Origin of the sequence: Martelella mangrovi (genome assembly GCF_040545495.1) — a bacterium.
Classification (GTDB): domain Bacteria; phylum Pseudomonadota; class Alphaproteobacteria; order Rhizobiales; family Rhizobiaceae; genus Martelella; species Martelella mangrovi.
This window is the reverse complement of sequence record NZ_JBEPLY010000002.1, coordinates 121,216-141,467: the sequence shown is the minus strand read 5'-3', so window position 1 is coordinate 141,467 and position 20,252 is coordinate 121,216. Positions and strand designations below refer to the sequence as shown.

At 60.3% G+C, this 20,252-nt stretch carries 18 protein-coding genes; 3 read left to right on the top strand and 15 right to left on the bottom strand.

Annotated features, from left to right (window positions below; all coding sequences use genetic code 11):
* Nucleotides 1-28: 28 nt before the first annotated feature.
* From ABID12_RS03040 to ABID12_RS02995, 10 genes are all read right to left on the bottom strand, one after another.
* The gene (locus ABID12_RS03040) at nt 29-898 is read right to left on the bottom strand and encodes an ABC transporter permease (protein ID WP_354433051.1); all 870 of its coding nucleotides are present in this window, start codon (nt 896-898) and stop codon (nt 29-31) included.
* Nucleotides 895-1,407, bottom strand: a complete 513-nt coding sequence (locus tag ABID12_RS20845; protein ID WP_406539893.1) for an ABC transporter permease — start codon at nt 1,405-1,407, stop codon at nt 895-897. The genes ABID12_RS03040 and ABID12_RS20845 overlap by 4 nt, the downstream gene beginning before the upstream one ends.
* Nucleotides 1,408-2,288: 881 nt before the next feature.
* Nucleotides 2,289-3,074: an ABC transporter ATP-binding protein gene (locus tag ABID12_RS03030; protein ID WP_354433049.1), complete on the bottom strand. Its 786-nt coding sequence runs from the start codon at nt 3,072-3,074 to the stop codon at nt 2,289-2,291.
* Nucleotides 3,071-3,979: a dihydrodipicolinate synthase family protein gene (locus ABID12_RS03025; RefSeq protein WP_354433048.1), complete on the bottom strand. Its 909-nt coding sequence runs from the start codon at nt 3,977-3,979 to the stop codon at nt 3,071-3,073. Before ABID12_RS03025 ends, ABID12_RS03030 begins: the two co-directional genes overlap by 4 nt.
* On the bottom strand, nt 3,976-4,407 hold the full coding sequence (locus ABID12_RS03020) for an NUDIX hydrolase (protein WP_354433047.1): 432 nt from the start codon (nt 4,405-4,407) through the stop codon (nt 3,976-3,978). The genes ABID12_RS03025 and ABID12_RS03020 overlap by 4 nt, the downstream gene beginning before the upstream one ends.
* Nucleotides 4,408-4,411: 4 nt before the next feature.
* Entirely contained in the window at nt 4,412-5,065 is a 654-nt protein-coding gene (locus ABID12_RS03015) for a LysE family translocator (RefSeq protein ID WP_354433046.1), read from the bottom strand.
* A 3-nt stretch (nt 5,066-5,068) separates the two neighbouring features.
* Entirely contained in the window at nt 5,069-6,523 is a 1,455-nt protein-coding gene (hydA, locus tag ABID12_RS03010) for a dihydropyrimidinase (protein WP_354433045.1), read from the bottom strand.
* A gap of 57 nt (nt 6,524-6,580) precedes the next feature.
* Nucleotides 6,581-6,784, bottom strand: a complete 204-nt coding sequence (locus ABID12_RS03005; RefSeq protein ID WP_354433044.1) for a hypothetical protein — start codon at nt 6,782-6,784, stop codon at nt 6,581-6,583.
* A complete protein-coding gene (locus ABID12_RS03000; RefSeq protein ID WP_354433289.1) occupies nt 6,781-7,185 on the bottom strand; it encodes an endonuclease domain-containing protein in 405 nt (134 codons plus the stop codon). Before ABID12_RS03000 ends, ABID12_RS03005 begins: the two co-directional genes overlap by 4 nt.
* Before the next feature lie 157 nt (nt 7,186-7,342).
* On the bottom strand, nt 7,343-8,596 hold the full coding sequence (locus ABID12_RS02995; protein WP_354433043.1) for a Zn-dependent hydrolase: 1,254 nt from the start codon (nt 8,594-8,596) through the stop codon (nt 7,343-7,345).
* Between the two features lie 259 nt (nt 8,597-8,855).
* Here ABID12_RS02995 and ABID12_RS02990 point away from each other — a divergent pair, with 259 nt between their 5' ends.
* Nucleotides 8,856-9,503, top strand: coding sequence for a TetR family transcriptional regulator C-terminal domain-containing protein (locus ABID12_RS02990; RefSeq protein ID WP_106301960.1), 648 nt, complete (start codon nt 8,856-8,858; stop codon nt 9,501-9,503).
* Here ABID12_RS02990 and ABID12_RS02985 read toward each other — a convergent pair.
* The 5 genes from ABID12_RS02985 to ABID12_RS02965 form a co-directional block, all read right to left on the bottom strand.
* Nucleotides 9,481-12,162, bottom strand: coding sequence for a bifunctional diguanylate cyclase/phosphodiesterase (locus tag ABID12_RS02985; RefSeq protein WP_354433042.1), 2,682 nt, complete (start codon nt 12,160-12,162; stop codon nt 9,481-9,483). The genes ABID12_RS02990 and ABID12_RS02985 overlap by 23 nt on opposite strands.
* A 243-nt stretch (nt 12,163-12,405) precedes the next feature.
* Nucleotides 12,406-13,347: a transposase gene (locus ABID12_RS02980; protein WP_354433041.1), complete on the bottom strand. Its 942-nt coding sequence runs from the start codon at nt 13,345-13,347 to the stop codon at nt 12,406-12,408.
* A 435-nt stretch (nt 13,348-13,782) separates the two neighbouring features.
* A complete protein-coding gene (preA, locus tag ABID12_RS02975) occupies nt 13,783-15,096 on the bottom strand; it encodes an NAD-dependent dihydropyrimidine dehydrogenase subunit PreA (RefSeq protein ID WP_319519408.1) in 1,314 nt (437 codons plus the stop codon).
* A gap of 11 nt (nt 15,097-15,107) precedes the next feature.
* A complete protein-coding gene (locus ABID12_RS02970; RefSeq protein ID WP_354433040.1) occupies nt 15,108-16,469 on the bottom strand; it encodes an NAD(P)-dependent oxidoreductase in 1,362 nt (453 codons plus the stop codon).
* A gap of 293 nt (nt 16,470-16,762) precedes the next feature.
* Nucleotides 16,763-17,155 carry a hypothetical protein gene (locus ABID12_RS02965; protein ID WP_106301948.1) on the bottom strand — a complete coding sequence of 131 codons (393 nt, stop codon included), beginning with the start codon at nt 17,153-17,155 and terminating at the stop codon, nt 16,763-16,765.
* A gap of 325 nt (nt 17,156-17,480) precedes the next feature.
* Here ABID12_RS02965 and ABID12_RS02960 point away from each other — a divergent pair, with 325 nt between their 5' ends.
* Nucleotides 17,481-18,683: a pyridoxal phosphate-dependent aminotransferase gene (locus ABID12_RS02960; protein ID WP_319519410.1), complete on the top strand. Its 1,203-nt coding sequence runs from the start codon at nt 17,481-17,483 to the stop codon at nt 18,681-18,683.
* 371 nt (nt 18,684-19,054) lie between these two features.
* Nucleotides 19,055-20,203: an MFS transporter gene (locus ABID12_RS02955; protein ID WP_354433039.1), complete on the top strand. Its 1,149-nt coding sequence runs from the start codon at nt 19,055-19,057 to the stop codon at nt 20,201-20,203.
* The last annotated feature ends 49 nt before the right edge of the window (nt 20,204-20,252 follow it).

Here is a 20,252-nt window from a genome sequence, read left to right as displayed (position 1 = left end):
TTCGTTCCCCTTTGTTTCGATTGGTTCATCACGACCGCCCGGACCGGACGGAGGGATGCCAGAACGTGACGACGCGCTGAATGAGCGCCACCACGCCATAAAAGGCGGAGCCGGCAAGTGCCGCCACCGCTATTTCGGCCCAGACCATGTCGATATTGGCCCGGCCCACTTCCGTGGAGATCCGGAAACCCATGCCGACGGTGGGTGTGCCGAAAAATTCTGCCACAATGGCGCCGATCAGCGCCAGCGTGGAATTGATCTTCAACGCATTGAAAATGAACGGCCATGCCGCTGGAAGCCGGAGCTTGACCATGGTCTGGCCCCAGCTTGCCGCATAGGTGCGCATCAGGTCGCGCTCCATGCTGGAGGATGCCGAAAGCCCCTGAATGGTGTTGACCAGCATCGGAAAGAAGGTCGAGACCACCACTACGGCGGCCTTTGACGGCCAGTCGAAGCCGAACCACATCACCATGATCGGCGCGATGCCGACAATCGGCAGCGCGGAGACGAAATTGCCGAAAGGCAGGAGGCCGTTCTTCAGGAAAGGCGAGCGGTCGATCAGGATGGCGACGATAAAGCCCGAACCGCAGCCAATGGCATAGCCGATCAGCACCGCCTTCAGGAAGGTCTGGCGGAAATCGGCCCACAGGATCGGCAGCGAATGCGTCAGCCGCACCCAGACATCGCTCGGCGCGGGCAGCAGGATCGGCGGAATATCGAAAGCGACGACAACGCCTTCCCAGATGATGATCAGCGAGACACCGAAGATCACCGGCACGGCAAACCATGCGAGCCGATTGACAACCGGGTTCGAGAATTTCTGCCGCACCAGCCATTCGTTGAAGGCCCAACCGCCGATCCAGAAGGCGAATGCAAACCAGACGAAACCGTTGCTCATGGCCTGACCCCCATGCGTTTGAGGACCGCGGCCTGGGCCACGCCGACAAGGGCGACCAGAATGGAGGCCAGGATTGCGGCCATGAACAGCGCCGACCAGATCTGCACCGTCTGCCCGTAATAGGAGCCGGAGAGAAGTCGCGCGCCAAGGCCGGCGACCGCCCCCGTCGGCAGTTCGGCAATGATCGCGCCGACCAGCGAGATCGCAATCGCGATCTTCAGCGAGGTGAACAGATAGGGCATGGCCGATGGCAAGCGCAGCTTCCACAGGATCTGCCGGTCATTGGCATTATAGGTGCGCATCAGGTCAAGCTGCAGCGCGTCGGGCGAGCGCAGCCCCGAGACCATGCCGACGGCGACGGGGAAGAACGACAGATAGGTCGAGATCAGCGCCTTGGGCAGAAGCCCGGTAATGCCGATGGCATTCAGCACCACGATCAGCATCGGCGCAATCGCGATGATGGGGATGGTCTGGCTGGCGATGATCCACGGCATCATCGAGCGTTCCATCGTGCGGTTATGAACGATGGCGATCGCCAGAATGATGCCGAAACCCGAGCCGATGGCAAAGCCGAGCAGCGTGGAGGACAGCGTGATCCATGCGTGATAGACGAGGCTGCGCTTCGACGTGATCTTCTTGTCGACGGTGGTGTTCCAAAGCTCCACCGCCACCTGATGCGGCGAGGGCAGCACCGGCCGGTCCAGCGTATAGGACTGGGCCACGATCTCGGTGAAGCTGATGTTCTGCCCCGCCCGCCGCGCCTGATCCTCGACAAACTGCCGGTTCATCACCACCACGAACACGCACCATATGGCAAGGATGGCAAAGACGACGGTGGCAACGGGAAGGACGCGCTCACGCAGCATGGCGGTGCCCTTCCCGTTGGTCGAACCGCGCGCGCGCAGTTCGATCCGCTGCGGCGGCCAAGCCCACCCGCCAATCTTTGTCCTTGAAGGCAAGGTGACCGCACATGGCTTTGCCGCACAGCCCCCAAGTCTTCTCGCCCCGGAGGGGAGAGATGTCGCGAAAGCGACAGTGAGGGGGGAGACTTTCCACACGGACGCCGTCACGATTTCGAAACGCTGCTTCACCCTCACTGCCCCTTTCGGGGCATCTCTCCCGCAAGCGGGAGAGAGTATTGGGAGCAAGCCGCAAGGGTAGATGCGACTGTCTTGCATCGATGGGGAAAGTTGAGGGGAGATCGCCGGCATTCTCTCCCTTATGCTGTCCTCTCCCGTCACCCCGGACTTGATCCGGGGTCCAGGGCAACATGTTCTGCCCTGTCGATTTCGACATGCTCTCGATGCCCGATCGCAGCCATCCGTCGGATGGCCCTGGATCCCGGCTCAAGGCCGGGATGACGGCATAGAGGGCGCTTGGAAACCTTCTGTCACTCATAACTATGCCCCGCCCTCAACCCCTCGCGCACGCGATGGGCGATCTTCAGAAATTCCGGGCTTTCGCGAATGTCGAGCGGGCGTTCCTTCGGCAGGGTGGAATCGATCACGTCGGTCACCCGGCCGGGGCGCGGGCTCATCACCACGATCTTGGTGGACAGGTAGACCGCCTCGGGGATCGAGTGGGTGACGAAACAGATGGTCTTGTTGGTCGCGGCCCACAGCTTCAGCAATTGCTCGTTCAGATGATCGCGAACGATCTCGTCCAGCGCGCCGAAGGGTTCGTCCATCAAAAGAAGATCGGCATCGAAGGCGAGCGCGCGGGCAATCGAGGCGCGCTGCTGCATCCCGCCGGAAAGCTGCCATGGGAATTTTTTCTCAAACCCGGAAAGCTCGACCAGTTCCAGCACCCGTTCAATGCGCCGGTTCTGATCGGCTCTGGTGTAGCCCATGATTTCCAGCGGCAGCGCGATGTTCTTTTCAATCGTGCGCCAGGGATAAAGGGCGGCCGCCTGAAACACATAACCATAGGCGCGGTCGAGCCGGGCATTTTCCGGCGTGGTGCCGTTGACGGTGATTTCGCCGGCGGTCTTTTTCTCAAGATCGGCAATCACGCGCAGAAAGGTGGTCTTGCCGCAGCCGGACGGGCCGATGAAGGAGACGAAATCGCCCTTCTTTACCTCCAGATTGACATCCTTCAGGGCGTGCACCGGACCATCATTGGTCTCGAAAGTGAGACAGAGTTCCCTGGCGGAGACGACGGAAAGGGGCGTGGTCATGAAACGGTCTCCAGAAGGCCGGCGGCGGTGAAGGCCTTCTCGGCCTCGTTTCGCGCTTCGGGGGAAAGCGGCAAAAGGGGCGGGACCGGCGTTGCCGGGCCGAAACCCAGAATTTCGGCAGCAGCGTGGACGACGCGGAAGCTGGAATGCCGGGCAAAGACCTGCCAGACCGGCGCAAGCTGCTCATTGACGGCCGCAAGCCGCGCCGGATCGCCGGCAGCGCGCCACATATCGAGACAGATCGCGGGGAAGATGCCGCCCAACACGGAATACCAGGCATCCGCACCGGCAGAAAGCGCGCCGGAAACGGTCCAGTCGCCGGAATAGCCGATTGAAAAAGCCTCCGGCACTTTATTGCGCAGCCGCGCCAGCTGACCGGCGAAGTCGCCGTCTTGCGGTGCCGGGTTTTTGACGGCGGCAATGGTCGGGATGGCGGAAAGGCGGATGATGAGGTCTTCGGAAAAGGTGAATTTCGTCGTCGTCGGGTTGTTGTAAAGGCATATCGGCAGGTCCGTGGCGGCTGCGACCGTCTTGACCAGCCCCTCCACCTCGGCATCGCTCAGCGGAAGATAGGACATCGGCGCCAGCAGAAGTCCGGATGCGCCCGCCGCTTTTGCCGCCTTCGCGTTCGAGACGGCATCGGCCGTTGTCAGCGCGCCGACGCCTGCGATGACCGGGGTGTTGCCGGCCGCCTCAACGGCTGCTTCCAGCGCCCGGGCACGCTCTGCGCCCGAAAGATAGGCATAGCTGCCGGTTGAACCCAGCGCGCCGATGGAAGGCACGCCAGCCTTTGCCAGATACGCGACGAGCCTTCCGAAGCGGTCGGCGGCGACATGGCCATTTTCGTCGGCGGGCGTGACGGGAAAGGCGGAGAGGCCGGAAAAAAGCGTTTTGGCGGAACTCATGACGACACCCTGTTTCTGTCAGCGCTCAACCGTGCCGCTATCGGAAACAGATGTTTTTCGGTCAGCGCCGCGCGCTTGACGCCGACGTCGCCCTCGACCGGCAGCCATCTCAGCTCCTCGATTTCGGCCTGCGGCGTGACCTCGGGGGCCGCGAAGCAGGAAAACGCCTCGGCCTCGACAATCATGCCGGGTTCGTTGGCCGCCAACTCGCTGAACTTGCCTTGATAACAAAAATCATCGGCTGAAAATGTCAGCGCCAGTTCCTCATTCAGCTCGCGGATCAACGCTTCAAGCGGCGTCTCACCGGCATCGATCTTGCCGCCGGGCTGCATGAAGGCCTCCGTGCCGCGTTTGCGCACGGTCAGCATCTCGCCCTTTTCATTGATGATCAGCGCGACGGCGATGCGGATGATGTTTTCGCTCTTCATCGGCTCAGATCCTTTTCTGCAGGGCGAGGGCCGCGCCCAGCATGATCAGAATGCCGCCGGCAGAGGCCTCAAGCCAGGCAACCAGACGCTCCGTTATCACGCGCGCAAGGGCGGAGAAGGCGAGCGCATAGATGATCAGGATCGGCAGTTCGAGCAGCACCGAAATGCCGCCGAACACCATCATCTGCATGGCCACATCACCGGTCGGATTGACGAATTGCGGCAGGATGGCAACGAAGAAGGCAAGGTTCTTCGGGTTCGCCGCCTGCACGCTGAAACCGCGGAAGAACAGCCGGAACGGGGCCTCGGGGGCCGCGCGCCGCATGTCGGCAGCGCGGGCAAGCACGGCATCGCTTTCGCCTTTGCGCCGCGAGAACAGCGGCGCAATCATCTTGATGCCGAGCCAGGCAAGATAGGCCGCGCCGACGATCTTCACCACATTGAACAGCGTGGCGCTCATCAGGATCAGCGAGGCGACGCCGGCCGCCGACAGCGCGAAATAAAGCGCGTTGGTTGCCAGAATACCGGCGGCGGCCGCCTGCGAGCGCCAGAAACCCTGCCGCATGGAAAGCCCGACCACCAGAAGCACGGCGGGGCCGGGCGAAAGGCACAGCAGAAATTCGGTCGCGGCAAAGGCCGCCACACTTGACCAGTCCATATATTATACTCCCGAAGGTGGAATGCCGGCGCGCTCTATCTTGCGCGGGGCGACAAGGTCCTTCCAGGTGGAAAGCGCCTTGTTGACGGCCGGATAGGGTGCGCGCTTGACGAATTTGCCGTGTCCTTCCTCGGTCTTCAAGGTGGTTTCTTCCAGCACGACCTTGCCGCGTGACAGGGTGAAGCGCGGCAGGCCCTTCACATGCTTGCCCTCGAAGACATTGTAGTCGATGGCCGAAACCTGGGTGTCGGCGGCAATCGTTTTTTCCAGGGTCGGATCCCAGACGATGAGATCGGCATCGGCGCCCACCAGAACAGCGCCCTTTTTCGGATACAGATTGAGGATCTTGGCAATGTTGGTGGAGGTGACGGCGACGAATTCGTTCATCGTCAGCCGGCCGGTGGAAACGCCATAGGTCCACAAAAGCGGCAGCCGGTCTTCAAGGCCGCCCGTGCCGTTGGGGATCTTGGTGAAGTCGTTGACGCCGTAGCGCTTCTGTTCGGTGGTGAAGGCGCAGTGGTCGGTGGCCACGCACGACAGCGTGCCCGCCTGCAGGCCGGCCCACAGCGAATCCTGATGCTGCCTGTTGCGGAACGGCGGCGACATCACCCGGCGGGCGGAATGGTCCCAGTCCTTGTCGAAATATTCGCTTTCATCGAGCATGAGATGCTGGATCAGCGGTTCGCCATAAACCCGCATGCCCTTCTGCTTGGCGCGGCGGATGGCCTCATGGCTCTGCTCGCAGGAGGTGTGAACCACATAAAGCGGCACGCCGGCCATGTCGGCGATCATGATGGCGCGGTTGGTGGCCTCGCCTTCGACTTCCGGCGGGCGCGAATAGGCATGGCCTTCCGGCCCGTTATTGCCTTCTGCCATCAGTTTTGCCTGCATGCTGGCAACGACATCACCGTTTTCGGCATGAACCAGCGGCATGGCGCCAAGTTCCGCACAGCGCTGGAACGAGGCGAACATCTCGTCGTCATTCACCATCAGCGCGCCCTTGTAGGCCATGAAATGCTTGAAGGTGTTGATGCCCTTTTCCTTGACGACGGTTTCCATCTCGTCGAACACCTGCTTGTCCCACCAGGTGATCGCCATGTGGAAGGAATAGTCGCAGGCTGCACTGGTCGACTTGTTGTCCCAGCGCTTGATGGCATCAAGCAGCGACTGGCCGGGATCGGGGAGGCAGAAATCGACGACCATGGTGGTGCCGCCGGCAACGGCCGCACGCGTGCCGCTGGCAAAGTCATCGGTGGAATAGGTGCCCATGAAAGGCATTTCGAGGTGGACATGCGGATCAATGCCGCCGGGCATGACGAAACAGTCGGTCGCGTCCAGTGTCTCGTCGCCGGAAAGATCGGGGCCGATCTCGATGATCTTGCCGTCTTCGATCTTGACGTCGGATTTGTAGGTCAGGTCGGCGGTCACAATGGTGCCGCCCTTGATAACGGTGCTCATAATGCTGTTCCCTTGCGTTTCAAACGGGCGGTTTTCCGCTTCTCGTTCTGGTGTTGTCTATTTCAGCCGATATTTTCCCCGCGGATAGGTGTTCATATTCATGTCCGAAGGCGCAGCCCCCGTGTCGGGGCTGATACTGCCCCGGCTTCTGGCTGCTCCGCCTGCCTGCGGCGCAACCGCCGCCCCGCCGCTGACGGTCGAGGCCGGTTTCGCGCCGATGAAGCCGCGTGAGCGAAGCGTGGGCTTTTGCTTTGACTTCATTGGACTTGCTCCGTGGCGGGCGAGAAGCGCGTGGTGTTGCAGGCTTCGGTCAGGCGATTTTCGAGAATGGCGACAATGGTTTCAAGCACGTCGTTTCTTTCTCGAAGCACTTCTTCGTTCCAAAAGCGGATGACCGAAAAGCCTGCATTGTTGATATAGCGTGTTCTCTCTGCGTCTCTCATGTTTTCAGCATGTTGTGCGCCATCCAGTTCGACAACAAGCGTTTTTTCGCGGCAAGCGAAATCGGCGAAATAGGGGCCGACTGGATATTGCCGCACGAATTTGAAGCCGTTGAGATTGCGGTTCCTGATCTCGCGCCAAAGTACCTTCTCGGCATCCGTTTCGTTGCGGCGCAGGGAGCGTGCGAACTGGGTGTGTGTGCTTGGCATGAGCCCCCTCATCCGGCCTTTGGCCACCTTCTCCCCTCAGGGGAGAAGGGAGGGCGCTTCGCGTTTGACGATGGTGCTTGTCGGAAATGCCGAGCATGCCGCAGGCTCCCCCTCTCCCCGTGGGGAGAGGGTGGCGCGCAGGCGCCGGGTGAGGGCGCAGCGCCTGCCGTCATTCCACAATCTCCGCCGTCTTCAGAACCGCCCTCAGCAGCACGTCCGCGCCGGCGGTTGCCCATTCCTTGGAGATGTCTTCGGCCTCGTTGTGCGACAGACCGTCGACGCAGGGGCACATGACCATGGTTGCCGGCGCCATTTTCGCCGCCCAGCAGGCATCGTGGCCGGCGCCGGAGACGATGTCCATGTGGCTGTAGCCGAGTTCTTCGGCGGCATCGCGGACATTGGCCACAAGTTCCGGCGCGAAGGTGACCGGATCGAAATGACCGACGGCTTCGACCGAACAGCCGACGCCGAGTTCGGCACAGATTTCCGCAGCCTGTGTTTCGATCTTTGCGCGCATGCTGTCGAGCTTGTTCTGGTCAGCCGTGCGGATGTCGACGGAGAAGGTCACCTTGCCCGGCAGCACATTGCGGGAATTGGGAGAAAAGAACATCTGGCCGACGCCGCCGACGGCATTCGGCTGGGCGTCCATCGCCACCGCCTGCACCATTTCCAGAATACGGGCCATGGCAAGGCCGGCATTGACGCGCATCGCCATCGGGGTCGAGCCGGTATGGGCTTCCTTGCCGGTCAGCGTGAATTCCAGCCACCACAGGCCCTGACAATGGGTGACAACGCCGATTTCCTTGTTTTCGGCTTCGAGGATCGGCCCCTGTTCGATGTGGTATTCGTAATAGGCGTGCATCTTGCGCGCGCCGACCTCTTCCTCGCCGACCCAGCCGATGCGCTTCAGCTCGTCGCCATAGGAAAGGCCCTCGGGATCCTTGCGGCCATAGGCATATTCAAGCGTGTGGACACCGGCGAAGACACCGGAGGCCAGCATAGCGGGCGCAAACCGCGCGCCTTCCTCATTGGCCCAGTTGGTGACCACGATCGGATGTCTGGTCTTGATATTGAGGTCGTTGAGCGTGCGCGCCAGTTCCAGCGCCGAAAGCACGCCGAGCACGCCGTCATATTTGCCGCCGGTCGGCTGGGTGTCGAGATGGCTGCCGACATAGACAGGCAGGGCATCCGGGTCGGTGCCCGGCCGGGTCATGAACATCGTGCCCATCTTATCGACGCCCATGGTCAGGCCCGCGTCCTCGCACCATTTCTGAAACAGTGCACGGCCTTCCGCGTCCGCGTCGGTCAGGGTCTGGCGGTTATTGCCGCCTGCAATGCCGGGGCCGACCTTGGCCATTTCCATGAGTGTGTCCCAAAGGCGGTCACCGTTGATCCGCATGTTTTCGCCGGCAAAGGCTGCCATCACTGTTCCTCGTTTTTATCTGAGGCCTTGCCCGACAGCCGATATTGCACGCTGCAAAAGGGCATTGCCTTTCCTGTCTGGATCGGTCACGTTTTTGACCGGTTGGTAAACTTTACAACTTCCGCGCCAAGGCTCAAGTGATCAAAATCAAATTCGCTCATCATTTGATGAAAAAATAGCCTAAAGTTTAGGCGAGATTCGAATTTGTGCAAAAATGGCCGCGGGGAGCGGTGCGGAACAAAGGGCGGTTGAAGTGGAAATGACACCACGGGCGGGCAGAACACAAAGACGGACACGCATACAGGAAGTCAAGGAGGAGGTGATTCTCGAGGCCGCGCTTGATGTGTTTTCCGCAAACGGGTTCAGGGGCGCGACGGTTGACCAGATTGCAGAGACCGCCGGTATGTCGAAGCCGAACGTTCTTTACTATTTCCGTTCGAAAGAGGCGGTTTTCACAGCATTGATTGCGCGCGTGATGGAGGTCTGGCTCGATCCGCTGCGCCTTTTCGATGCCGAGAAGGACCCCGAAAGCGAGATCCGCTCCTATATTCGCCGCAAGCTTGAAATGGCGCGTGATTTTCCGCGTGAGAGCCGGCTTTTTGCCAATGAGGTGATCCAGGGAGCGCCCAATACCGGGGTTTTCCTGCAAGGGGAGCTGAAGGATCTGGTCGATGAAAAGGCAAAGGTCATTCGCGCCTGGCAGCGGGCCGGAAAGCTGCGCCAGGTCGATCCCTATCACCTGTTCTTTTCGATCTGGGCGACAACGCAGCATTATGCGGATTTCGATGTGCAGGTCCGTGCCGTGCTGGGCGACGGGCTTTCCGGCGAAGGGCGGTTCGAGGATGCGGCCCGCTATCTCGAGACATTGTTCGTGAAAGGGCTGATTATCGACCGGGATCAGCCTTGAGCCCGGCGCTGCTTTCATGCGCAAGCCACGCCTTCTTTCGGGCAAAACGTGAAAGCGCGTCGGCTGATAGCGGCGGCGCAAAGAAATAGCCCTGAAACGTGTCGACACCGAGATCGCGCAATATGCGCACATGTTCGGCCGTTTCGACGCCCTCGGCGATGACCTTGATACCCAGAGCCCTGCCGATTTCCACGATCGAGGCGACAAGCCGCCTCTGGCTCTGGCCGGTGGTGATGGGGAATACGAGCTGCCGGTCGATCTTGAGCCTTTTCGGCGAAAGGGCAAGCAGGCTGAGGATCGAGGCATAACCGGTGCCGAAGTCATCGATCTCCACATCCACGCCGTGGGCCTTGATGGCCGCAACGCTTGTCTCCAGGCTGGTGTCCTGATCATCGAACGAGATGGATTCCAGCAATTCCAGGCAAAGTTGCCCCGGTTCCAGCCGGCTTTCGGCAATCCCCTTGATGAGCGCCGGGTCGATCAGCCGCTGCGCTGAGACGTTGACCGAGATGTGCGGAACATGGAGCCCGCTTTGCTGCCAGGCTCTGAACTGCGCACTGGCCTTGCTGAGAACCAGTGCATCGATCCGGGCAATCGAGCCGGTGGTCTCGGCCGTTCCGATGAAATGGCTCGGCGCCAGCTGTCCGCGCGTGGGGTGGTGCCAGCGCACCAGCGCCTCCACACCGTCGAGTTCCATCGTGTGCGCGGAAATCTGCGGCTGATAGAACACTTCGAACTGGTCATCTTCAATGGCCGCCAGCAATTCATCGGCCACCTTCTTGTTGGTGACTGCGATGTTGCGCAGTGTGGCATCGAAAATCACGAACTGGTTGCGGCCCATGCGCTTTGCTTCATAGAGCGCGATACCGGCATTGACGAGAAGGTCACGCATGGTGGTGGTGTCTTCATCGATCCAGGCGATGCCGACACTGGCGCTGATGCGCACCTGATGTTCGCCGTATTGAAGCGGTTTTCCGAGCGCGCGGATGATCTCCTGCGCCATGCGGGTCAGCCGCTCGATATCGCCGTCCCAATGGGTGATCAGCGTGAATTCGTCTCCGCCGACACGGGCCAGGAAGTCATTCGTGCCGGCGATGCTTTTCAGCATGTTCGAACAGTGCCGAAGCATTGCGTCACCGGCAGCATGGCCAAGCGTGTCGTTGATCTCCTTGAAGCGGTCGAGGTCGATATGCAGCACCGCATGGGGCGGGGCCGTCGGCGTCTTCCGGTTTCCGTATGGGCTGTCGACAAAGGCTTCGCCCAGTTGTCGGCGGTTTGCAAGGCCGGTCAGCGCATCGTGAAGCGCATTGTGGCGAAGCACTTTCTGCGCCTCTTCCAGCGCGGCATTCTTCCGTCGCATTTCGGCGCTGGCCTGTTTGAGGTTTTCGTGAAGTTCCACGTCTTCGGTGATATCCCGATTGACGCCAACCAGATAGGTATGGCCATCGGGGTTGGTGTGGATATCACCGAAGACCTGGAGGTGGCGGAGGGAGCCGTCGTCCAGCACGATCCTGAAACGGCTTTGAAAGTTCTTTTCCTCCGCAATCGTGACCTCAAGTCTGGCTCTTTCCTTTTGAACGTCATCCGGGTGAAGCCGTTCAAACCAGATCTGCATGGGGCTTTGCCCGCAATCGGGAGGTTTGCCGTAAAGCGCATACATCCGCTCGTCCCAGATCGCTTCGCCGGTTTCCACATCCATTTCCCATACGCCGATTTTCGAGGCGTCGAGGGCAAGGTCCATGCGCTGTGAAAGGCGGCGCACGGTCATGAGGTTGCGGTGGCGCACGCGCATCAGATGTGCGATGCCGGTAACGGCGGCAATGATGATCAGGCCTATGGTTCCGATCATGACCTGTCGCCGCATCGAGTCAACGAAAGGCTCCTGGCAGCCGGCTTTCGGAATGGCGGCAATTGTCCACTGTGTATTTGCCAGATCGATGGTCTGTGTGACCGGGTTACCGTCGAAAATGCCGGGTGGGCCGAACAGTGTCTCGCCGATCATGCCCCCGGCGGTATTCTTGCCGACTGCCATAATGAGGTCGGGATGCGTTTCGGTGATCGCGCGGTCGGAAAGCAGGCGCTTGAGGTTGATGACGGCCGACAATATGCCCCATGCATCACGTCCTTCGCTGTCATAAAGGGGATAATAGGCCAGCAGCGCAGAGCCCCCCTGAACCAGCGAGACCGGGCCGTCGACGACCGGGCCGCGTTTGAGCAGGGCCTGACGGATGGCGGCCATCTGTTCGGGATGGTCACGATAGTTGAGGCCAAGCGCCTCGCGGTTTTCCTCCGGAGGAAAGACCATGGTGATGATCAGGTCGCGCGCCAGTGCCATGCTGACGATAGAATCCTGGCTGCTCAGGAGCCTTCGTGCCAGCCGCTGGAAACGGTCGGCCTCGATTTCAGGCTCAAGCGATAGGGCAAAGCCCAGCCCCTCGACCAGTTTGAGATTTTCCTCAAGGTCGGCCTCAAGCCGTGAGGTGGACACCGCCATGCGCTCCGACGTCTTCAGGCGCAGGTTCTGCGTGTAGTTTTCCGAAGCCTGCCGGTTGGCGACATAGACAGACCCCAGCACCAGCACGATCACGGCCAGAGCGAGAAAATCGCTCGGGATGAACCCGAAACGTTTTTTCCTTATCCAGGCTGCCGGCTTCAGCATACCCCCATCCGCCTCCGCATAATTTCGCGTACCGGAGGATATGCTGCGGGATGTTCAATATAAAAAGCAATTTAAAAATGATATTATATTGAATTATACATAAAAACTGGAATTTAGTATTTATATTATATTTTTCTTTTTGATTGTGTTTTTGAATATGAATGGCTGAAATGAAAAAGCCACGGTTCCGAAACTAGGCCGTGGCTCAGACTGCTGACAAGCCTCTCCGTTTAGGAGGCGTCATCAACTCTGTTGTTGTTGATAGTCCCTTATCCTTGCGTTGATGGTTATGATGATTTTTCGCATTGTCGCAGCGATTGCGACGATGGGTGGTTTTCCATTTTGGATGAGGCGTTTGTAGAAGGGGCCGAATTGTCCCTTTCCCTGTGCGGCGCACATGGCGGGCATGAACAAGGTTGTCTTGACCTGGGGCCTTCCGCCCCGTTGTCGTCGGCGTCCGTTTGCGTTGCCGCTTTCGCTGGGGTAGGGCGCTGTTCCCGCCAGGGCCGCTGCCTGTCGGCGATCTATTGAGCCCAGCTCGGGAATTTGAGCCAGAAGGCTTGCCGCGCCCAGGAAGCCGACGCCGCTGACCGTCATGCAGATATCGATGCGCCGGCGAAGCCTCGCGCTGTTTTCCACCAGAGCGGCAATTTTTCTTTCGAGCCCGTCGATCTGCCGCTGGATGACGCCGAGCACCGCCTTGAACGACGCGGCCAACGCTTTGGCGCCGCCGGCTTTGGAGCGGTTCTGCTCGGCAACCTTAAGCGCCACGAGATCGGCCCGGCGGCGCACGAAGGCCTGCAACCGCACCTCATCGGGGTCCGGTTCGCGCCACAAGGGCAGGCTTGCCCACCGTTCGCGGCCGTAGACAGCCATGTGGTGCCTGGCATCGATGGCGTCGCTCTTGCCCAGCGTTCCCATGGAACGAATATAGGCTTTGAGCTTCATGACGTCAGCCCGGTGGCAGGCAAGGCCGGCGCTGAGGCATTCCTCCAGAAGGATGAGTTCGTAGCCGCCGGTCGGTTCACAGATGATGAAGTCGGGTTGTCTTTCCTTGAGAAAGGCCCGGATGCCGCGGCGATTGTTGGGAATGGTCACGCAGGCGCCGCCGTCACTGACGACGAGATTGTCCTTGGCGACATCGATGCCGAAGCATCGATGCGGTGCAGTGTGCAAAATGTCCATTGTCCTGCTATCCTTTGCGGGCTTAGGATTGTTTGCGGGCGTCTTGTGCCCAATCAACTCTCCAAGCGGTGAAGCAAAAGGCGGCAGGGAGCCTTGATGACCTGGGGTGCTGTCCCAATCCTCGGACGGTCGCCTGTCGCCGGGACTGCGGGGGAAGCCCGCAGTCCCGCTTTAACAATAGACCGTTTTGAACAAACAATCCTCGGGCTTGTCCCGAGGATCTAACCACCGTTCCGCACGAGCGGCGTTGGCGTTTCGTAGTATATTGTATTTAAACAGATTTTCATTCGAAACGCTTGTCGCATTGATGCGTGTTTGGATGCTCGGGACAAGCCCGAGCATGACGAATGTGGGGGAAGCAACCTTTGTCAATAATCTGAGCCACGCCCCGAAGCCGGGCCGTGGCTTTGCATCCGTGTTGAGCGCGTTGGCCTGCTATTCGGCAGCCTTGGCCGCCATCGGGTTGTTGGGATGCGATGTCCAGTTGGCGTAGTCGGAAGAAACCGTCTTGCCGGTGCGCTGATCCTTTTCGCCCGGGGCAAGCGCGACCATATCGATGCAGTTTTCCACGGGACAGACATTGACGCAGAGATTGCAGCCGACGCAGTCTTCCTCCTTCACCATGAAATGCCGCTCGCCATCGACCATGGCCGTGATCGCCTGATGCGAGGTGTCCTCGCAGGCGATGTGACAGCGGCCGCACTTGATGCAGGCGTCCTGATCGATACGGGCCTTGGTGATGTGGTTGAGGTTCAGGTACTGCCAGTCGGTGACGTTGGGCACGGCGCGACCGGAGATTTCATCGAGCGTGCTGAACCCCTTGCTGTCCATCCAGGCCGAAAGCCCCGAAATCATTTCCTGCACGATCTTGAAGCCATAGGTCATCGCCGCGGTGCAGACCTGCACGTTTCCCGCCCCCAGCACCAGAAATTCGGCCGCATCGCGCCATGTGGTCACGCCGCCGATGCCGGAAATCGGCATGCCGGCCGTTTCCGGATCACGGGCAATCTCGGCCACCATGTTGAGCGCGATCGGCTTGACCGCCGGGCCGCAATAGCCGCCATGCGTGCCCTTGCCGCCGACCGTCGGGTTGGGCGCGAAGGTGTCGAGATCGACCGAAACGATGGAGTTGATGGTGTTGATCAGCGAGACGGCATCGGTGCCGCCGCGATGTGCGGCACGAGCGGAATGGCGGATGTCGGTGATGTTGGGCGTCAGCTTGGTGATCACCGGCATGCGGGTATACTGCTTGCACCAGCGCACCACCATCTCGACATATTCCGGCACCTGGCCGACGGCGGACCCCATGCCGCGCTCGGACATGCCGTGAGGACAGCCGAAATTCAGTTCGATCCCGTCCGCGCCGGTTTCCTCCACCAGCGGCAGGATTGCCTTCCAGCTTTCCTCGTCGCACGGCACCATGATCGAAACCACGATGGCGCGGTCCGGCCAGCGGCTCTTGACCTCCTTGATCTCACGCAGGTTGAGATAGAGGTCGCGGTCGGTAATCAGCTCGATATTGTTGAGGCCGAGCAGCCGGCGGTCGGCGCCCCAGATCGCGCCGTAACGCGGGCCGTTGACGTTGACGACCGGCGGGCCTTCCTCGCCGAGCGTCTTCCACACAACGCCGCCCCAGCCATCGCGAAAGGCGCGCTCGACATTATAGGCCTTGTCCGTCGGCGGCGCGGAGGCGAGCCAGAACGGATTGGGCGATTTGATACCGACGAAATTATTGGAAAGATCAGCCATCTTGTTTCTCCTTAGGCTACAGCGCTTGCAAGCGGCGCTTCGCCCGCCAGAACATGGTTTATGGCAATGGCGGCATCGCGTCCCTGCTGGACCGATGTAACGGTCAGGTCCTCGCCGCGCTTGATGCAGTCGCCGCCTGCCCAGACATCGGGAAGCGAGGTGTGGCCTTCCGCGTCGACGGCAATGCGGCCGTTGACCAGCTTCAGCCCGTCCAGATGGTCGGTGATGAAGGTCTGGCCGATCGCCGTCAGCACATGGTCGGCGGCAATCACGCCGGTTTCGCCGGTGCCGACAAGCTTTCCGTCACGGATTTCGGTGTGTTCGAACAACACGCCGGAGACGCGGCCGTCCTCGCCGATGATTTCCTTGGGCGCGAGGTAATGGCGGATGAAGACGCCGTGCGAGGCCGCAAGCTCCTGCTCGAATTTGGAGGCGCCCATGGCCGCAGGCCCGCGACGATAGCACAATGTCACCTCGTCGGCGCCGAGCAGCTTCGACTGGACGGCTGCATCGATGGCGGTCATGCCGCCGCCGAGGACCACGACGTGAGAGCCGACGGAAACGGTGGAGAGGTCGTCCGCCTGGCGCAGGTTTTCGATGAAATCGACGGCGTCTTCGCATCCTGCAAGGTCTTCGCCGGCAACGCCGAGCTCGTTGACGCCGCCAAGGCCGAGGCCGAGGAACACCGCATCATAGTCGCGGCGCAGTTCATCGAGCGTGAAATCGCGGCCAAGCATCTGCCCGCCGCGAATTTCGATACCGCCGATTTCCAGCAGGTAGGCGATTTCCTTCTGGGCAAAATCATCAACCGTCTTGTAGGCGGCAAGGCCGTATTCGTTGAGGCCGCCGGGCTTTTCCTTGGCTTCCAGAACGATGACATCGTGACCGGTCTTGGCCAGGCGATGCGCGCAGGCAAGGCCGGCAGGGCCGGCGCCGACCACGGCGACGCGCTTTCCGGTCTCTGCGGCGCGGGTATAGAACTGCTTGTTCTCGGCCATCGCCTTGTCGGTGGCGTAGCGCTGGAGGAGGCCGATCTCAACCGGCTTTTCTTCCGCCGTGTTGCGCACGCAGGCGTCCTCGCACAGCGTTTCGGTGGGACAGACGCGCGCGCACATGCCGCCGAAAATGTTCTGGTCGAAGATTGTCTTGGCCGCACCCAGCGGGTTGTCGGTCGATATCTGCCGGATGAACAGCGGAATATCGATTTCGGTCGGACAGGCCGTCATGCAGGGCGCGTCATAGCAGAAGTAGCAACGGTCTGCTTCCACGGCCGCCTCGTGCCGGTCCATGGGCGGGTGCAGGTCCGAAAAGTTTCGGTGATAGTCGTCGGGCGCCAGGCGCCCGCCCTTGAGGGCAGGTTCCAGATTTCGCATCGCAATGTTCCCCGTTTTTAAGGTTATTGGGGGAATGCTACCGCGAAATAAAAAATTTATCAAACGGTAAAATTTTTTATCGATTCAGACCGCAAGGCCATGCGGGAAAGGGTTTGGAAGAGCGGAGACTTTTGAAAATCGAGGCTTTGGAACAGGCCCGCGGGCTGGTGACACGGACCATGGCCGGTATCGGGATGGAGACCGGTACCGGCCATGGTCCGTGGGGAGGATCGGGTGATCGCTCCCTTTGTTACGCGACCGGCCGAAGGGGGGGCTGTTTACCGCATGCGCGATCAGAAGATATCAAGCGCCTTGCGTTTCTTGCTGTCGGCGTCGGCCCGCAGATGATTGACGTTTTCACGCCAGAGATAGGACGCGCCCACCACCATTGCGACAGCGATGGCCAGCATCAGCCCGATCATGAGGTCGCGGGCGACCACATGGTTGAAGATGTCCTGAAAGCTGTTGGTGCCGGACCCCGAAAACGGCAGGTATTCGGCAAAGAAGTCGGACGCCGGATCAACGGCCACCAGGGGCGCGGTGTCGAGCGAATTCTGTGCAGCCGCCTGCGTGGGCGCCATTGCCATCAGTGCCGGCATGCCGAGCGCTGCGATGGCATAAAGCCCGCGTTTCCACGATTGTGATCGTGCCGAGATCGCTTTCAGCACTCTCTTGGTCGTCAACATTGACCTACTCCTTCTGCGGTCGTTCTGCGCTGCCTAAAAGGCCACCTGAATGCGACGGCTTCTGGACCAAAGGTGGTTTAACGGGACCCATTTTGGGGCCGATTCAAGGCATGGTTACCGGCGCCGGATGCCGGGCTGCCGGCGCGAATATCCGCAAAGGCGGCCCGTGCGGCGTTTCCCGAAGGGCACAGGGCGCCCTCAATTGACGATTGAGCGAGGATTGCGCTTGAAACGGTGGGCAAATTCGGCTTAGACCAAGCACTTGGAAAACGTGCCGCGCTCCGGCGGCTTTCCAAGGTTCAATCTAGACATCAGGACATTGAAAATGGCCCTTCTTGCTGACGCTCTTTCTCGTGTGAAGCCCTCCGCCACCATCGCCGTGGCCCAGAAAGCACGCGACCTCAAAGCGAAAGGGCGCGATGTCATCAGTCTCGGCGCCGGCGAGCCCGACTTCGATACACCGGACAACATCAAGCAGGCCGCCATCGAGGCGATCAACCGCGGCGAGACAAAGTACACGCCGGTGCCCGGCATTCCGCCGCTGCGCGATGCAATCGTTGCCAAGTTCAAGCGCGAGAACAATCTCGACTACAAGCCTTCGCAGACGATTGTCGGCACGGGCGGCAAGCAGATCCTGTTCAACGCCTTCATGGCGACGCTGAACCCGGGCGACGAAGTCATCATCCCGGCACCTTACTGGGTCTCCTATCCGGAAATGGTGGCGCTTTGCGGCGGCACCCCGGTGTTCGTTTCCGCCACCAAGGAAAACAATTACAAGCTGCAGGCCGAAGATCTGGAAAAGGCGATCACGCCAAAGACCAAATGGTTCATCTTCAACTCGCCGTCCAACCCCTCGGGTGCTGCCTATTCGCATGATGAACTGAAGGCCCTGACCGATGTGCTGATGAAGCATGAAAACGTCTGGGTGCTGACCGACGACATGTACGAGCATCTGACCTATGGCGATTTCAAATTCGCGACACCGGCCGAAGTCGAGCCCGGCCTCTATGACCGCACGCTGACCATGAACGGCGTTTCGAAAGCCTATGCCATGACCGGCTGGCGCATCGGCTATGCTGCGGGTCCGGAAGAGCTGATCAAGGCGATGACGACGATCCAGAGCCAGCAGACTTCCGGCGCCTGCTCGATTGCGCAATGGGCTTCGGTCGAGGCGCTGAACGGCACCCAGGACTTCATCCCCGAGCGCAAAGCCGCCTTTGAAAAGCGCCGTGACCTGGTGGTCTCGATGCTTAATCAGGCAACCGGTCTCGAGTGCCCGGTTCCCGAAGGCGCGTTTTATGTCTATCCCTCCTGCGCAGGGCTGATGGGCAAGACCGCACCGACAGGCAAGGTCATGAACAATGACGAGGATTTCGTCACCGAGCTTCTGGAATCCGAAGGGGTCGCCGTGGTGCACGGTTCGGCCTTCGGACTTGGCCCCAACTTCCGCATCTCCTATGCCACATCGGAAGAGGCCCTTGAGGAATCCTGCAAGCGCATCCAGCGTTTCTGCGCGGCCTGCCGCTAAGGGCCCGTTTGAAACAGACATGTTTGAAAGGCGCGCTTCGGGCGCGCCTTTTTTATGGGTGGCTCTTGCAAGCAGTCACGGCTTTGCGCGCAAAGTCTCTTTCCGGAAGCGCACAACAAGCGGCCCTGGATACCGGCTCAAGGCCGGTATGACGAAAGAGCGCGGGGCGATCTTTTTCAGAAGCCTGAAGGTGTGCATCGGGCGCGTCTTTTTTGGGGGGGGCTTGCCATACCCTCGGGCGAGCGTGTTGCCGGTTTTTCGCAAACAGCCACCACTTAATGTGGCATTTGTGATAAATGCTCGGCTAAAGCAGCAATTAAAGAGTCGGATGGGCTGACTTTTGTTGTTCGCAACCGCGATAGAGCTGTCCGATGACAAAGCGCCGTTCCACCTTGTGGGCCGTCTTGATGCTGTTTGCGGCCGAGGCGGTCATCACCAGTCTGATTTATGCCCGTATTCCCGATATCAAGGCCGGTAACGGTTTGTCCGATGCCGCTTTGGGCCTCGTGCTGATTGGCATGCCGATCGGCAATATTTTCGGTTTCATGCTGGCGCCGTATATGGTCGGCCGCGTGGGACTGACAAAGGCAAGCTGGCTTTCAGTCGCCGTTCTCGGTGCTTTGTCGCTCGGTGTCGGATTTGCCGAAACACGCTTCACCTTGATTGTCGTATTTGCCCTTCTGGGGCTCTGCCTGTCGCATACCGAGGTTACGCAGAACGCGATGGCGGGGCATATCGAACGGACCGCGGGCAGGCGGGTCATGTCGCGTTGCCACGGCGGATGGAGCATTGGTTCAATCGCCGGGCTTCTGGCTGGCGGTGCATTTTCACAAATGTCCATTCCCGTTTCGATACAGGGCGGTGTTGCGGCGGTGGCCGGTGTCGCGGCGGCAGCCGTTCTGGCGCGGGGCCTGCCGGATGTGCCCCGTCGTGCCGCTGTTTCCGGAAACGCACGGATCCCGATTAAGGAACGCATACCAAAGTTTGCGCTGCTGTTGCTCTGCATTCTCCCGCTTGGCACGCTTGCGCTGGAGGGCATCGTGCGTGACTGGGGCGCGATCTTCATGCGCAGCGATCTCGGTGCGGCTCCGTTTTCATCAACGCTTCTGCTGGTGGTTCTCTCGACCTCCATGGCGGTCGTCCGCCTGTCGGGCGATTCCCTTCTCGAACGGCTGGGAGAGCGTTTGGTCGTGGCGGGATCGATCATCTGCGCCAGCGCGGGGCTTCTTGCTATTGCCCTGGCGCCATCAATGATCGCCGCACTCGTCGGAGCCGCTGTCACGGGCGTCGGCGTCGCGGTGGTGTATCCGGTGGCGCTGTCGATTGCCGCGCGCCGCTCCGATGCGCCCGAGCGGGATGTCGCAACCATGTCTTTCATCTGCTTTGTGACGTTGATGGCGAGCCCGGCAGCCGTTGGTTTTCTCAGCGAAGCCGTGGGTTTGCGTATTACATTTGCCGCCTTTGCCCTGCTGTCGCTTCTTGCCCTCTTGCTGCTCCCCGTAACGGGAAAACGGCAATAGCGTGCTCTGTTTCGAGCGCGATACGCGCTTAACATGCGGCGTCAATGCG